Origin of the sequence: Streptomyces sp. NPDC005438 (assembly GCF_040606315.1) — a bacterium.
Taxonomy (GTDB): domain Bacteria; phylum Actinomycetota; class Actinomycetes; order Streptomycetales; family Streptomycetaceae; genus Streptomyces.
Window position 1 is genome coordinate 25,046 of sequence record NZ_JBEXEP010000012.1, and the last position, 16,028, is coordinate 41,073.

Sequence of the window (16,028 nt, forward strand, 5' to 3'; positions counted from 1 at the left end):
GCCGGGAAGAGGTCGGGGGCGAAGCACCCCAGCCCCAGCCGGAGCGGCCCCGCCCCGACTCCGGCTCCATACCGCGGGTTTCACCCCGACACGCGTGGAGTGGTGTGCCGCACCTCGTACCGCGTCACCAGCCGAACCCTGGCGAGTCGGCGGTGGTCAACGAGGCTGGTGGCGACGGCGGTGAAGGCCGGAAGTGTTCGGGTTCGACAGGGGCCGGGGAACACCCAGGTCACCCCAGGTCCCGTCCGTCCTCCCTCAGGCGGTCCACCCACCCGCCTCTGCCACGACCCACGAGGATCGACGGGCCCACGGACCCTCCGTAGGCCGTCGCCACGGCACCCCGTCGCGCACTCCACGGCCCTCGCGTCCACGACCGTCACCGCCCCGACGCCTGCGGCCCCCGCACTCCGGGCCGCGTCCGTCGGCTCACCCCGGTCCACCACGAGATCGATGACCCGTCCGGCTATAGGGTCCGGCCTGTGACGGAACACCAGGACGAGACCCGGAGGGCCTACGACGGCGTCGTCGCGTTGTACGCCTCGCTGTTCTCGGACCAGTTGGAGACACGCCCGTTCTCCCGGGCCATGATCGGCACCTTCGCCGAACTGGTACGGGCGACGGGCAACCCACGGGCAGCGGACGTCGGGTGCGGGCCCGGACATCTGACGGCCCTGCTGGACGAACACGGCCTGGACACCCTCGGGCTCGACCTGTCGCCGGGCATGATCGCCCATGCGCGGCGGGCCCATCCGACCTCCCGCTTCCACGAGGCGCGGATGGAGTCCCTGCCGTTCGAGGACAGCGCGCTCGGTGGCGTACTGGCCCACTACTCGATGATCCACACGCCCCCGGAGGAGCTGCCACGGCTACTCACCGAACAGGCACGCGTCCTGGCCTCGGGCGGTCTGCTCCTGGTCTCCTGCTTCGGGACCGACGGACCGGACACGGTCCGCTTCGACCACAAGGTGGCGCCCGCCTACAGCTGGCCGGCGGACCGCCTTGCCGAGCTGCTGTCCGACGCCGGACTCATCCCCTTCGCCCGGCTGCTCCACGATCCGGCGTCGGAACGCGGCTTCCTCGACACCCACGTGTTGGCCCGACGTTCCTGAGGCCCCCGAAGGCGTACGTCGGGTGGGCGCCGCCCCACCGGCCCGAGCCTCCGAGCGGGCCGTGCCCGGAGGAGAGGGAGTCCCCATGTCCCCATGTCCCCGTATTGCCGTGTCCCCGAGTCGACAAACCCACACGGTCAGCCCGCCCCAACGGCCCCTCACCCGCGAAACGGCCACCGGAGCACGGGAGGGAGTCCGTGTGCCGGTGGCCGTCAGGGAGGGTGTCAGCGGGCGGCCTCCCGGGCGCGGGCCCAGTTCACGAAGGCCTCGACCCCGTCGACCACGGCCTCGCACCGTAGGGAGTGGAACAGGTCGTAGGAGTGGTGGGCCCCGCTCAGCTCCGCGTAGACCACGACGTTGTCGGACACCCGTCGCAGCTCGCCGACGAACTCCCGCGCGCCCTCGACCAAGACCAGCGGGTCCAGGTCCCCGTGGGTGACGAAGAACGGCGGGGCGTCCGGTCGCAGCTGGTCGAAGGGCGAGGAGGGGACGCGTTCGCCGCCGTTGACGTTGCCGTACCAGCCGTACAGCGAGATCACCCCGGTCACCGAGGTGTCCACGGACTCGAAGTCGGGTTGGTAGACGGGTTCGTTGGGGGTCAGCCCCGCGAACGCGGCCAGGTGGCCGCCGGCCGAACTGCCCGCCACGAACAGGGTGGAGGCGTCGGCCCCGTACTCGTGGCCGTGCTGCCGCGCCCAGGCGATGACCCGCTTGAGGTCGACGAGGTGGTCGGGGAAGACCGCCTCGGGGCTGAGGCGGTAGTTGGCGCTGACACACACCCAGCCCTGCCGGGCCAGGCGGTGGAGGATCGGTCGGGCCTCACGGTTCTTGCGTCCGCTGACGAAACGGCCACCGTGCAGGTACACCAGCACCGGTCGGCCGGTCTCCCCACCGGGCCTGCGGTAGACGTCCAGGGTGTTGCGCCAACCGTCCGGGCCGTAGGGGATGTTGGCCAGACGTTCCACCTTCCGCCCACGGAAGGGGAAGGGCCACAGCAGGATGCGTGCCCACGGTCTGCGTTCGCGGAGGCGCGAGGCCCAGTCGGCCGGCAGTTCGGCCCGCCAGTCGGCGCCGAGCCCTTCGACCAGGGACCGGCGGACCTGTTCCCGCGCCGGCAGGGCGCGCCAGGCGACCACCAGGTAGCCGAGGACGACCAGGACGCTCAGTCCGAAGGAGGTCCAGCCGAGCGGGGTGCGCAGGTCGTCCTGCGCTTCCGCGATGAGGGCCGCGCCCATGAGCCAGTAGATGACCACGAAGGGGATCTCGTTGAAGACGAGGCCGAAGTAGTAACTGAGTACGCCGAGGGGCCCGTGTCCGCGTATCGGGGAGAGCGCGAACAGCGCGAAGCACCCAGCGAGTACCACTGTCACCAGGTAACCGATAGGCATGGGCGGCACTGTAACCACGGGGTCCGCGTCCCCGCAGGAGTGCCGGCGGCCTTCCTCACCGGCACTAGGAGTGTCACTCGAATCTCGCGCCTAGCATCAGGTGATCCCTGTCGTGCCCCCATGTTCCACGCCAGTCGAGGTGACCTGTGGCTCTCGCGTCCATCTTCGGTACCAATCTGTTCCAGTACGAGCCGGACGGTGTCATCGAGTTCTACGAGGAGTACGAGGAGGTCCGCGAGTCCTTCCGGCTGGCGGCGGAGTGGACCGACATCCCCCTGGAGCCCCTGCTCAGGCAGGACGGTGTCTACGAGGACCAGGGCGAACGTATCCGTGTCACCTCGGTCGGGCTGGCCGCCGCGCAGCTGGGCATCCAGGACGTACTGCGCAACAAGGGCCTGGTCCCCGACGTGGTCGGGGGGCTCAGCCTCGGCGGACTGGTCGCCAGCAGTGTGGCCGGGGCCATCGACCGGCCGGGCCTGATGGCGCTGTTGACCCGGGGTGAGCACCGGCCCCAGCGGGAGGACCCACGCGCCGAGGGCATCGCCGCCGCCTACCTGCCCCTGGACCAGGACCCCGAGGAGTACCACGGGGTGCGGCGCGAAGGGGTGCACCTGGGCGCGGACTTCGGCTGCGACGCGGGAGGGCGTATCCGGCTGGTGCTGCTGGCCGGCTACCGGGACGCGCTGGAGAAGCTCGCCGCCGAGGAACCCGAGGGCATGATCAACGTCACCGAGGGCGCCCACCTCGCGGTGCACAGCCCGTTGCGGAAGGACGCCCGGGACGCGAGCCGCTCCTACATCGAGCCGGCCCCCTTCCAGGACCCGGCGTTGCCGCTGTGCTCCTCGCTGGAGCGGAAGACCCTGACCCGGGCCGACGAGGTCCGGCAGATGTTCATCGACAACGTGGCCAGCCCGATCAGCGTGGTCCACGTGACCGAGGAGATGACACGCCACCAGGCCCAACTCGGGCTGGTGATCGGCCCGTCGCCGGTGATGAACGCGCTCCAGTACCCGTTCCCGGTGGTGTTCGTGGACTCCCCCAAGGCACTGCCCCAGGTGGTGTCGGCCGTCTTCGAGCACGGCATCCGGCTGCGCCGCCCCAGCTGACCTCTCCCCCGTCGTGGGGTCCTGGCCGTGGAGTTCTGGGGGTCTTGGGGTCCTGGGGCCCCGGGGCAACGCCGGCGTACGGGGTGCCGGTAGGCCCTCGACGAAGGGATGCCGCTGCCACACCGTGCCCCGACGTGGGCGGTTCCGGTCCCGGTGCCCCCCTGGTCCGTCAGACGCCAGGCGCTCCGGCCGGGGTCCGCGTACGGGCCGCGCGGCCCGTGCCCGGCCGGGCCGGCTGACTCCCCCGTCACCGCCCTCCGGTGCGGCGGCATCCCACCGGTCGGACGCCGTGGCCTCAGGCGCCCACGTCCCGCAGCCAGGTCCGTACGGCCTCGGCGGTCGTGTCGGCGTGGGTGTCCATCATGGTGAAGTGGTCGCCCGGTACGTCGACGGTGCGGTGGGGGCTCCCTTCTCCGGCCGCCTCGGGCAGCCGCCAGCCGGTACGCCACTGGCCCGGCTCCTCCTCGGGCAGCAGCGACTCCGAGGCCCGCACCAGCAGTTGGGGCACCGAGACCGGTTCCCTCCGCCAGTCCTCGAACAGCTCGAAGTACCGGCTCATCGCGGTCAGTCGGGCGAAGTCCATCCGGGCCACCCCGTCCTGACGCCGGTACATCCCCGCCACCAGGGCGTCCAGGAACGAGGTCAGCGGGGAGTCCACGGTGGTCGGCGGATAGGTGTCCAGCAGCACCAGGGCCCTCGGCGGGGTGCCCGCCGCCTCCAGTCGGGCGGCGACCGAGTGTGCCAGTACCCCTCCCGAGGACGAGCCGACCAGGACGAACGGGGCTCCCCCGGCGTCCCTCAGCACGGCCTCGGTGTGCAGGGCGTACAGCGCCTCCGCGCTCGCCGGCAGCGGGTCGGCGGGGTCGAACCCGGGGTTGGCCAGGGCCCGTAGGGCGCGCTCGCCCCGGAAGCGGGAAGCCAACCGGACGTACTCGTGGACGCCGCCCAGGGCCACGTAGGAGCTGAGGCACAGCAGGGCGGGCGGGGCCTGTTCGGGGCTCGCCCCCTCCGGGCCGGAGGCGAGCGGGGTGACCGACGGTTCCCGGCCGAACTCCCCGGGGGTGGCGAAGGCGGGGCGCAGCCGGGCCGCACCGGACAGGAAGGCGAAGCCCTCCCGGGTACGGCCCTCGGCGCAGGCCGTACGGAACAGTTCGCCCACCGCCTGGTCGGTGCCGTCCCCCTCCGGGGTGCCGGCGCCGGCCGGGCCCCCGGGCGCGGGGGTGGCGGTGTCGCTGAGCCGCTCGTTGAGGTGGGCGGCCAGGGCGGTCGGGGTGGGGTGGTCGAACACCAGGGTGGTGGCCAGCCGCAGTCCGGTGGCGGTACCGAGCCGGTTGCGCAGTTCCACGGCGGTCAGCGAGTCGAAGCCGGAGTCCCCCAGCGCCTGGGTGGGGGTGACCTGGTCGGGGTCGGCGTGGCCCAGGACCCCGGCGATCTCGGCGACCACCAGGCGCAGCAGTTCCGGTTCCCGCTCCGTGGGGGGCAGGGCGGCGAGGCGCTGGCGGCTGTCGGGGGTGGCGGCCGGTCCGGCGGAGGTGGCGGTACGTCGGGCCGGGGGGCGCACCAGACCGCGCAGTACCGGAGGGATACGGGCGCCGCTGGCGCGCAGGGCGGCCAGGTCGAGTTTGGCCGGTACGAGCAGTGCCTCGGGGCGGGCGGAGGCGGCGTCGTACAGCGCCAGCCCCTCCTCGGCGCTCAGCGGGCGCATCCCGTCCCGGGACATCCGGGCGCGGTCGGTGGCGGTCAGGGCGGCGGTCATGCCGCCTCCCGGTTCCTCGGCGCGCTGCCCCCACAGGCCCCAGGCGAGGGAGGTGCCGGGCAGCCCGAGCGAGGTGCGGTAGCGCATCAGTCCGTCCAGGAAGGCGTTGGCCGCCGCGTAGTTGGCCTGCCCCGAGCCCCCGAGGACCCCGGCGACGGAGGAGAACACCGTGAACCGGGCCAGGTCCAGGTCCCGGGTCAGCCGGTGCAGGGTGAGAGCGGCGTCCACCTTGGGGCCGAGCACTCCGCGCAGCCGGTCCGAGGTGAGTGCCTCGACCACTCCGTCGTCCAGGACCCCCGCGGTGTGGACCACGGCGGTCAGCGGCCGGTCCAGCCCCTTGAGCAGGGTGGCCAGCGCGTCGGGGTCGGCCACGTCGCAGGCCACGATCCGGGCCTGGGCGCCCCGTTCGGCCAGCTGGGCCACCAGCCGGTCGGCGCCCTCGGCCTCGGGACCGCCACGGCTGACCAGCAGCAGGTGGCGTACGTCCTCGGTCTCGGCCAGGTGCGTGGCGACCAGTCGGCCCAGGGCTCCGGTGCCGCCGGTGACCAGGACCACTCCCTCGGGGTCGAGGGGCGCGGCCGTGCTCGGCGGGGCGCTTCGGGCGGCCCGCGCCAGCCGGGGCAGACGCAGGCTCCCGGCGCGGAGGGCGAACTGCTCCTCGCCGGACTCGACGGCGGCGGACAGGGCACGCCAGTCGGCCGCCCCGGTCCGGTCCGCCGACGCCGGGTCGAGGTCGGCCAGCACGATCCGGCCGGGGTGTTCGGTCTGTGCCGAGCGGCCCATCCCCCACACCGCCGCGTGCACCAGGTCGGTGACGGTCTCCTCGTCGGTGGTGGCGACCGCGCCCCGGGTGGTGATCACCAGGCGGGAGGAGGCCAGTCGTTCGTCGGCCAGCAGTTCCTGGATGGTGCGCAGCACCAGGGCCAGGGAGTGGTGTACGGCCTGGGGGGTGGGGACGTCGGGGGCCTCGTCGGGTCGTACGCAGGGCAGCAGTACCAGGTCCGGTGCGGGGGCTCCCGAGGTGACGGCCGCGCCGAGGGCGGCGGAGTCGCCGTAGGTCGGTACCAGTGCCCCGGCCGCCCCGGGGGCCGGTCCGGTGCCGCCCAGCACGGCCCAGCGTTGGCGGGGCACGGTGGTGGGGACGGGGGCGGGCGTCCAGTCCAGGGTCCACAGGGTGTCCCGGGTGCGGCTGTCGCCGGCCGGGGCCACCGGTCGGGTGCGCAGCGCGGCGATGTCGAGGACCGGGGCGCCGGAGTCGTCCACGGCGCGCAGCGTGACGCCGCCGTCCGGGGAGGGGCGTAGCAGCACCCGGAGTCGGGAGCCGCCGGTGGCGAACAGCCGCACCTGGTGCCAGGAGAAGGGCAGCCGCATCTCCCCGTGTCCGTCCGGGCCGGCGGCGCGTACCACGTCGGCGTGCAGGGCGGCGTCCAGCAGCGCCGGGTGGATGCCGAACTCGTCGGTCCCGTCGGGGAGTTCGACCTCGGCGAGCATGTCCTGGCCGTGCCGCCACAGCGCGCGCAGGCCCTGGAAGGCGGGCCCGTAGCCGTGGCCGCCCTCCGCGAGTCGTTCGTAGATCCCGTCCAGGGGTACGGGTTCGGCGTCGGCCGGGGGCCAGGCGGCCAGTTCCGGGGGCGCGGTGGCGGGGGTGGCCGTGGCCCGGGTGAGGACGCCGCTGGCGTGCCGGGTCCAGCTGGTCTCCGCCTCGGGGGCGACCTGTTCGCCGGGGCTGGCGTAGACCTCGACCGTCCGGCGGCCGGAGTCGTCGGGCTCGCCCACCCGCACCTGTATCCGGGTGGCGCCGTCCGGGGGCAGCACCAGGGGTGCCTCGATGACCAGTTCGTCCAGGGCTCCGCAGCCGACCTCGTCGCCGGCCCGGATCGCCAGTTCCACGAAGCCGGTGCCGGGGAAGAGGGGTTCGCCGCCGATCACGTGGTCGGCCAGCCAGGGCTGGTCGTTCACCGCGAGGCGTCCGGTCAGCAGCAGTTCGTCGCCGTCGGCCAGGCGTACGGCGGAGCCCAACAGCGGGTGGGCGGCGGGGCGTTGGCCGAGTTCGGTGGGGTCGGGGGCGGTGGTGACGGGCCGCAGCCAGTAGGACTGCCGTTGGAAGGGGTAGGTGGGCAGGTCGACGTGGGGTGGGCGGGTGTCGGCGCTCTCGGTGAAGTAGGCGCGCCAGTCCGCGTCGACCCCGGCCAGGTGGAGTCGGCCGAGTGCCTCGACGAGGGTGTCCGCCTCGGGGCGGTCGCGGCGCTGCGCGGTGACGCAGGCGGTGTCCCCGGGGTCGGCGAGTTCGGCCAGGCAGTCCTGGGTGGCGGCGGTGAGCACACCGTCCGGGCCGACTTCCAGGAAGGTGCGCACGCCCTGGGCGTACAGGGTGCGGACGCCGTCGGCATAGCGGACGGCCTCCCGTACGTGCCGCACCCAGTAGTCGGCGGTGCTCAGTTCGTTGGGGTCGGCGAGGCGGCCGGTGAGGTTGGAGACCAGGGGGATGCGGGGGCGGCGGTAGGCCAGGCCGTCGGCGACCTTGCGGAAGTCGGCCAGCATCGGCTCCATGCGCACCGAGTGGAAGGCGTGGGAGACGCGCAGTCGTCGGGTGGGGCGGCCCTGGTCGCTGAAGTGGGCGGCCAGCCGCAGTACCTCGTCTTCCGCGCCGGAGATCACCACCGCCTCGGGGCCGTTGACGGCGGCGATGTCGACGGCCGAGCCGGCCTCGGCCAGCAGGGCCCGTACCTCGGTCTCGGTGGCGCGCAGGGAGACCATCGTGCCGCCCTCGGGGAGCGCCTCCATCAGTCGGCCGCGTTCGACCACCAGGGTCGCCGCGTCCTCCAGGGACAGCACTCCGGCGACGTGGGCGGCGGTGAGTTCGCCGACGGAGTGGCCGGCGACCGCGTCCGGGCGGATGCCCCAGGACTCCAGGGTGCGGTAGAGGGCGGTCTCCAGGGCGAACAGTGCCGGCTGCGCGGCGCCGGTGCGTTCCAGCAGTTCCGGCCGTTCCCAGATGACGGGCCGTATCGGGTGCTCCAGTTGTGCGTCGAGGGCGGCGCACACCGCGTCGAAGGCCTCGGCGAAGACCGGGTACGTCTGGTACAACTCCCGCCCCATGCCGGGGCGTTGGGCCCCCTGCCCGGTGAACAGCACGGCCAGGTCGCCGTCCAGGGCGCGTCCGGTCTCCGCCCGGGCCGGGTCGCCGGCGAACAGGGCCGCCCGGTGTTCCAGCCGGGCCCGGCCGGTGGCCAGGGCGAAGGCGACCGCGTGCGGGTCCTGTCCTCCGGCCGCCGCGCGGAGGTGGTCGAGCTGGGCGTCCAGGGCCGGTTCGGTACGGGCGGAGACCACCCAGGGCGGTACCGGTCCCCGGGCCCCGGCAGATGCGGGCTCCGTGGGGGCGTCGACCGGCTGTTCCAGGACCAGGTGGGCGTTGGTGCCGCTGACCCCGAAGGAGGAGACCGCCGCCCGTCGGGGCCGGTCGTCGACCTCCCAGGGCCGGGCCTCGGTCAGCAGGCGTACGCCGGCCGAGGACCAGTCCACGTGCGGGGTGGGCTGGTCGATGTGGAGGCTGCGGGGCAGCAGGCCGTGCCGCATCGCCATGATCATCTTGATCACTCCGGCGACTCCGGCGGCGGCCTGGGTGTGGCCGATGTTGGACTTCAACGAGCCCAGCCACAGAGGCTGGTCGTCGGGGCGGGCCTCGCCGTAGGTGGCGAGCACGGCCTGGGCCTCGATGGGGTCGCCCAGGGTGGTGCCGGTGCCGTGCGCCTCCACCGCGTCGACCTCCCCGGGGGCCAGTCGGGCGTCGGCCAGCGCGGCGCGGATCACCTCCTGCTGGGCGGGTCCGCTGGGGGCGGTGAGGCCGTTGGAGGCGCCGTCCTGGTTGATGGCGCTGCCCCGGATCACGGCCAGTACCGGGTGCCCCTGCCGGCGGGCGTCGGAGAGCCGTTCCAGCAGCAGCAGCCCGGAGCCCTCGCCGAAGGCGGTGCCGTCGGCGGAGGCGGAGAAGGCCTGGCAGCGCCCACTGGTGGACAGCGCCCGTTGGCGGCTGAACTCCACGAAGGGCGAGGGGGTGGACATCACGGTCACCCCGCCGGCCAGGGCGGCGTCGCACTCCCCCGACCGCAGGGCGCGTACCGCCAGGTGCAGGGCCACCAGGGAGGAGGAGCAGGCGGTGTCCACGGTGAGGGCGGGCCCCTGGAGGCCGAAGGCGTAGGCGATACGTCCCGAGGCGACGCTGCCGGCGCTGCCGTTGCCGAGGTAGCCCTCGACCCCCTCGGGCAGCCGCTCGGAGGGCAGGGCGCCGTAGTCGCCGAACATCACGCCGGCGAACACCCCGGTACGGCTGCCCTTGACGGAGGTCGGGTCGACGCCGGCCCGTTCGAAGGCCTCCCAGGCGCACTCCAGCAGCAGCCGCTGCTGGGGGTCCATGGCGAGGGCCTCCCGGGGGGAGATGCCGAAGTGGGCGGCGTCGAAGTCGGCGGCGTCGTAGAGGAATCCGCCGGCCGGGGCGTAGGAGGTGCCGTTGCGGTCCGGGTCGGCGTCGAAGAGGTGCTCCAGGTCCCAGCCCCGGTCGGTGGGGAAGGCGCCCATCGCGTCGGTCTCGCCCTGGACGATCCGCCACAGGTCCTCGGCCGAGGCGACGCCGCCGGGGTAGCGGCAGCCGACGGCGACGACGGCCACCGGTTCCCGGTCGGTGTCGGGGCGGTTGCTGACGGACGCGGGGGCGGGCCGCCCGGTGGGGTCGCCGTCGTTCAGCCGGTCGGCGAGGTGGGCGGCGACGGCGGCGGGGGTGGGGTGGTCGAAGGCCAGGGTGGCGGGGAGGCGCAGCGCCACCGCCGAGGAGAGCCGGTCCCGCAGGCGTACGGCGCCGAGGGAGTCGAACCCCAGGTCGCGGAAGGCGGTTTCGGTACGCACCCGCTCCACCCCGAGTACCTCGGCGGCGGTGGCCCGTACCAGGTCCAGCAGCACCCTCTCGCGGTCCTCGGGTGCGGCGTCGGCCAGTTGCCGGGCCAGCTCCTCCGCCTCGGGGCTGACGGTCTCCCCGGTGCCGAGCAGGTCGCGTAGCAGCGCCGGTACCGGGTCGTCCCCGTCGGTGACGCCCGCGTCGACGCGGGTGACCACGGTGGAGGGTTCCGCGAGGGCCGCCGCCGTGTGGATCAGGGCCAGGCCCTGCCGGGTGGAGAGCACGCCTCGTCCGGCGTGCTCGGCCCAGGGTCCGGCGGCCACCGCGGTGCCGGGCAGGCCCTCGGAGAGGCGCCGATGTACCAGGGCCTGTGCCCAGGCGCCCACCGAGGCGTCGCCCTCCTGGTCCGGTCGGGCCGGTACGGCGGCCGGGGTGCAGAGCAGGAACAGTCGGGGCGGCCGGTCCCGGGTCAGGGCGTCGAGGTGCGTCAGCGCGTCCAGCCGTCGTGGGACGGGGTGCCGGTCGGAGGCGGAGGTGTCCGGGTCCGGGGCGTACACCAGGGCGGCGGGCGGCTTCGGCAGGTCGGCCAGCAGGGTGGCCAGCGCCTCCCGGTCGGCCGGGTCGCACAGCCGGACGGTGACCGTGGCGCCCAACGCGCGCAGCGCGACGAGGATGTCGGGTTCCCCCGGCGGCTCCTCGGGGGCGGTGAGCACCACCTGCCGTACCCCGGCCGAGGCGACCAGGTGGTGGGCCAGTTCGGCGCCGGGACCGCTGAGGCCGCCGAGGACGAGGGCGGGGGCCTCCGGGTCGAGGGCGAGGGCGGGCGGCGCCTCGGCCGTGGCGGGCACCGGTACCAGGCGGGGTACGTACGACTCGCCGGCCCGCAGGGCGAGTTGGGGTTCGTCGACCACGGTGGCCGCGACCTCGGCGGCCAGGGCGGGGTCGAAGTCCGCGTCGGGGTCGAGGTCGACGTGGACCACCCGGCCGGGCTGTTCGGCCTGGAGCGCGGTCAGCAGTCCGGCGAGGGGGACGTGGCCGAGGTCGCTGGGGCGCTGTCCGGTGGCGGCGCCCGGCACCCCGGTGGCTCCCTGGGTGACGACCACCAGCCGCGCCTCGGGGCGGGTCTCCTCGGCCAGCCACCGTCGTACCTCCTCCCGGGCGGCGAGGGACGGTTCCGCCGTCTCCTCCCCCGGGGTCCCCGGGGGGCACGCCAGCACCAGCAGCGCGGGCCCGTCGGGGGCGGGCGCGGTGCCGTCCAGGGCGGCCCACTCCACGGGGGCGTCCGGGGTGGCCGGGGTCGACAGGGGCGTCCACTCGGTGCGGAACAGGCCGTCGTGGTACCGGTGTCGGCCGCGCCGGATGCGGGCCGGCAGGTCCAGCAGCTCCTGGCGCCGTACCTTGCCGATACCGGTGCGCGGGATCTCCTCCACCTCGTACAGCTCGGTGGGCACCTTGAAGTACGACAGTTGGGCCCGGCACTCGGCGAACAGCCGGTCGGGGTCGACGCCCTCGGGGCCGGGCACCACGAAGGCGACCGGTACCTCACCCAGCAGGGTGTCCGGGGCACCCACCACGGCGGCCTCGGCCACTCCGGGGGCCCGGGCGACGACGTCCTCCACCTCGCGGGGGTGGATGTTCTCCCCGCCCCGGATGATGAGTTCCTTGATGCGGCCGGTGATGGTCACGTAGCCGTCGGGGTCGATCCGGGCCAGGTCTCCGGTGCGGTACCAGCCCTGGTGCATCACCTCGGCCGTGGCCTCGGGTCTGCCGTGGTAGCCGAGCATGGTGGCCGGGCCGTCCACCCAGATCTCCCCCTCCTCACCGGGCGGCACCTCGGTGTGGGTGCTCGGGTCGGTCAGGCGCAGGGTGAGCCCGGGCACCGGCAGCCCGCAGGAACCGGGTATCCAGGCGCCGTCGGGGATGTTGGTGGTGATCGGGCCGCCGGTCTCGGTGCTGCCGTAGCTGTCCAGGAGCCTCATGCCCAGGGCGGCCTCGAACTCCTGGTGCAGGGCGGTGGGGCAGGCGGAGCCGGCGACCATGCACAGCCGCAGGTCGGGGGCGCCGAGCCCGTCGGTGCCGGCGACCTCCAGCAGCTGCTGGTAGAGGGTGGGCACCCCGCACAGGAAGGTGAGCTGTTCCTCGCGGAGGGCGGTGAGGACGTCGTCCACCGCCATGCCCTCCATGATCCGGCAGGTGGCTCCGACCGCGACGACTCCCAGGACGCCGAGGTTGTGGGCCACCATGTGCGCCAGGGGCAGCGGCCACAGCACCCGGTCGCCCTCGTCCAGTCCGAGGACGGGGGCGTAGCAGGCGGCCACGCCCCACAGCGACTTGCGGTGGGTGGACAGCACGCCCTTGGGCTTGCCGGTGGTGCCGGAGGTGTAGAGCATCCAGGCCGGGTCGTCCAGCTTGGCGTCGTCCCGGGCGGCCACCGGCGGTTCGGTGGCGGCGAGTTGGTCGAAGGCGCTGACGCCCTCGGGCAGGGGCCCGTCCCCGGTGACGACCAGCCGGAGTCCGGGGTGGTCGGGCAGCAGCCGGAGCGCCTGGTCCAGGTGGGGCCGGTCGGTGACCAGCACCACCGAGCCGGAGTCGGTGAGCAGGTGCTCCAACTCGCCGTCGGTGGCGTGCGGGTTGAAGGGAACACCGACGCCACTGGCCCGGGCCACGGCGAGGTAGCTCTCGACCGTCTCGACCCGGTTGCCCAGGCAGATCCCGACGCGCTCACCGTGCCGCAGGCCCAGGTGGGCGAGGTGGCCGGCCAGGTGGCGGGTACGCCGTTCCAGTTCGGCGTAGCCGACCTGGCGCCACTCGTCCCGGAAGGCGGTCTTGTTCCCGAGCCGGTCAGCGTGGGTTCGCAGCAGTTCGTGCAGCGGCCTGATCAACTCGGTGCGCAACATACCGCCATGCCTCTCGCAGAGTGTCTGGGTGTTACGGGGTCAGTCGCCGGCGCCGCCGACGGCAACCGACGCTGCCCCCGACACCGGGTGAAGCCGCCACCTCAGGGTCAGTAGAGGCCCTCGGGCTTGTCCGTGGACACCTGGAGCGGTTGGACGTTGGCGACCCCGTCGCAGGGCCAGTCGTCGCCGGTGTCGAAGCGGATGGCCTGGTCGCGTTCGAGCACGTTGGGCAGGAAGAGGTCCTCGTGCAGCACCATCAGCCGCACCCGTCCGACCTCGCCGTAGTCCACGACCCGGCTCTCGTCGTCGCGGTCCACGATGGTCATGGTGGTGTGCGGGAAGTTCGGTACGTAGGGCAGGGTGCGACCGCCGTCGGGCGAGGGCATCCCGTTGGCGTTGCCGAAGGTGTTGCCGTAGGTCATGCCGATCACGCCGTCGGGCATCGCCTCGGCGAACTTCCGGTAGGCGTCGGGGGTGAACTGGGTGCCGCCGAGGTAGACGCCCCTGAGCTTGGACATCAGCTCGGGCCGCTGGTTGATCAGGGCCTGCACGGTGGCCGGGGTGGTGCGCAGGTAGTCGACCTGGCGGGTGTCGAGGATGTCGACGATCTGCTCGACGACGTGGTCCACGTACTCCTGCATCTCGGCTAGGCGCCCGCCCCGGATGAGGGTCTTGATCCAGCGCGGGTCCAGGTCGATGGAGTACACCATCGAGCCGTACATGTCGGCGAGGTGGTCGGCCTCCTCACCGACCAGGTGGGGGCCGCTGGGACAGGCGTCGATCCACACCCCGCCCTCGGTGAACCCGGCCATGTGGCGGCCCAGGTGGCGCCAGGCCGCCCAGTGCTGCGCCATCGCCTCGGTGTAGAAGACCCGGCACGGCTTGCCGGTGGTGCCGCCGGACTCCCAGACGCGGCCGGCCAGTGGTCGGGGCACGCTGTGGGGTACGAAGTCGGCCGGGTCGAGGTCCCGCAGCTCCGCGAGGTCGAAGTTGTCGAAGGCCGACAGCTCCTCGTAGCGGGTGATCTCCAGCGGGTCGAAGTCGAGTTCGGAACGCTTCTTGAGCCAGTAGTCCGAACCCTGCTCCGGGTCGAAGTGCCGTCGGAGCACATGGCGTGTCCATGCGTCCAGGTCCTGTGCGAGCCAACCCGTGGTCAGCTCCTGAAGTGTTTCCCTGCTCACCTTGACCGACATGCTCTGGAGTATCGGCGCCAACCCAGTGGGGGTCTCCCTAGGGTGTGCCGCCCCGTGCCCCCGACGGCCCGCTCCCGCCCGCGTCAGGTGACGGGCGGGAGCGGTGCGGGTTACGCGGAGCGGGCGGGCGTCAGCTGCCGAAGGGCCAGCGGACCTCGGGGACCCGGTAGTAGTTCACCCCGGCCTGCCGCAGCCGTGGCCCCTGGGAGGCGAGCCGGGTGGTGAAGGAGTCCCAGTCCTTGGCCTCGGGGGCCGACCAGGCGACCTCGGCCACCGCCAACAGGCGGGGGAAGGCGAGGTGTTCGGCCTGGTCGATACCGTAGATGGTCTCGGTCCACAGCGCCGACTCCACCCCGAGCACCGAGGAGGGCGGCAGACCCTCCAGCACGGCCTCGGGCTGCCAGTCGTAGGCGCGCCGCAGGTCGGTGGTGCCGGCCCACACGGTGCCGATGGGGTACTCCGGCTTGTCGGAGGCGTACCGCATGTCGAGGTAGGCGCGTTCGGCCGGGGACACGATGACCCGGGCCCCGTCCTTGGCGGCGCTGAGGACCTCCTCGTCGTTGATGCCGGGCACCCAGAACTGGGTGATGTTGCTGGAGGGGGTGAGGTAGGCGGCCGACTCCTGCCAGCCGATGAGCTGCTTGCCGTGCCGTTGGACGATCTCCTGGACCCGGCTGAAGTAGTGGGCCAGGTCCTCGGACGGGCGGTGCGGGGTCTCGTCCCCGCCGATGTGCAGGTAGGGGCCCGGGGTGAGGGCGGCGATCTCGCCGATGACCTCGTCGAGGAAGGCGTAGGTGGGTTCGTGATGGATCGCCAGGCCCTGCTGGCTGGGGCCGTAGCCGAGGTGGGGCGGGGGCGCGGTGCCGTCCTCGTTGAGTTCCGGGTACGAGGCGATGGCCGCGTGTCCGTGGTTGGGGCCCTCGATCTCGGGGACCAGGGTGATGCCGCGTTCCCAGGCGAACCGCACCAGGTCGCGGTACTCGTCCTGGGTGTAGTGGCCCTGGCTGACCCCGCCGACGCCGGTGGCCCCGCCGATGGCGGTCAGGTCGGGGCGTGAGGTGATCTCGATACGCCAGCCCTGGTCGTTGGTCAGGTGCAGGTGGAAGTGGTTGATCTTGTAGCGGGCGATGGTGTCGATGAAGCGCTTCACGTTCTCCACCGGCATGAAGTTGCGCGCCACGTCCAGGTGGGCGCCCCGGTACGGGTACCGGGGCCGGTCCTCCACCCGTCCGCCGGCCACCGGCCACGGCCCCTCGACGGGTTCGCGGCTGTCCACCCGCAGCGGCAGCAGCTGGCGCAGGGTGGCGACCCCGTTGAACAGGCCCTCCCGGTCGGCCGCGACCACGGTCACGCCCTGGGGTGTGACGTCCAGGGTGTACGCGCCGGGGGTGGCCCCTCCCTCGGATCCCCCGGACTCCAGCAGCAGGGCGACACCGCCTCGTGGGCGGTCCCCGGCGGGCGCCTCCTCCACCGGCAGCCGGTACCCGGTCGGCACCCGCAGCAGCTGGGCGAGGAACTCGGCGGCGTCGCGGGCCTCCTGGGAGCCGGCGGTGGCCCACACGGAGTCCTCCGGTACGAGCAGGTAGTCCGCCGACGGGTCGGGCCGTACGCTCACCGGCGCCGGCACCACGTGCGTCGACGGCACGGCGTCGCCGGACGGACCGCTCGTGCCTTGGGTCGTCACAGTCATC

Annotated in this window: 6 protein-coding genes; 2 read left to right on the forward strand and 4 right to left on the reverse strand. The window is 73.6% G+C overall.

Annotation, left to right across the window (positions count from 1 at the left end):
* Positions 1–479: 479 nt before the first annotated feature.
* Complete coding sequence (locus ABZT14_RS22300) at positions 480–1,109, forward strand: class I SAM-dependent methyltransferase (RefSeq protein WP_356305508.1); 630 nt, start codon at positions 480–482, stop codon at positions 1,107–1,109.
* A gap of 224 nt (positions 1,110–1,333) precedes the next feature.
* On the opposite strand, the gene ABZT14_RS22305 is transcribed toward ABZT14_RS22300, so the two are convergent.
* Positions 1,334–2,497 carry an alpha/beta hydrolase gene (locus ABZT14_RS22305; protein ID WP_356305510.1) on the reverse strand — a complete coding sequence of 388 codons (1,164 nt, stop codon included), beginning with the start codon at positions 2,495–2,497 and terminating at the stop codon, positions 1,334–1,336.
* A gap of 146 nt (positions 2,498–2,643) precedes the next feature.
* Between ABZT14_RS22305 and ABZT14_RS22310 the strand changes: the two genes are divergently transcribed.
* Positions 2,644–3,603, forward strand: coding sequence for an ACP S-malonyltransferase (locus ABZT14_RS22310; RefSeq protein ID WP_356305512.1), 960 nt, complete (start codon positions 2,644–2,646; stop codon positions 3,601–3,603).
* A 295-nt stretch (positions 3,604–3,898) separates the two neighbouring features.
* Here the strand turns inward: ABZT14_RS22310 and ABZT14_RS22315 are convergent, their stop codons facing one another.
* From ABZT14_RS22315 to ABZT14_RS22325, 3 genes are all read right to left on the reverse strand, one after another.
* Positions 3,899–13,144: an SDR family NAD(P)-dependent oxidoreductase gene (locus ABZT14_RS22315; RefSeq protein WP_356305514.1), complete on the reverse strand. Its 9,246-nt coding sequence runs from the start codon at positions 13,142–13,144 to the stop codon at positions 3,899–3,901.
* A gap of 107 nt (positions 13,145–13,251) precedes the next feature.
* A complete protein-coding gene (locus ABZT14_RS22320; protein ID WP_356305516.1) occupies positions 13,252–14,337 on the reverse strand; it encodes an AMP-binding protein in 1,086 nt (361 codons plus the stop codon).
* Positions 14,338–14,467: 130 nt separating this feature from the next.
* Positions 14,468–16,027 (reverse strand): beta-N-acetylhexosaminidase, encoded by a 1,560-nt coding sequence (locus ABZT14_RS22325; protein WP_356305518.1) that lies wholly within the window; start codon positions 16,025–16,027, stop codon positions 14,468–14,470.
* Position 16,028: the final 1 nt, after the last annotated feature.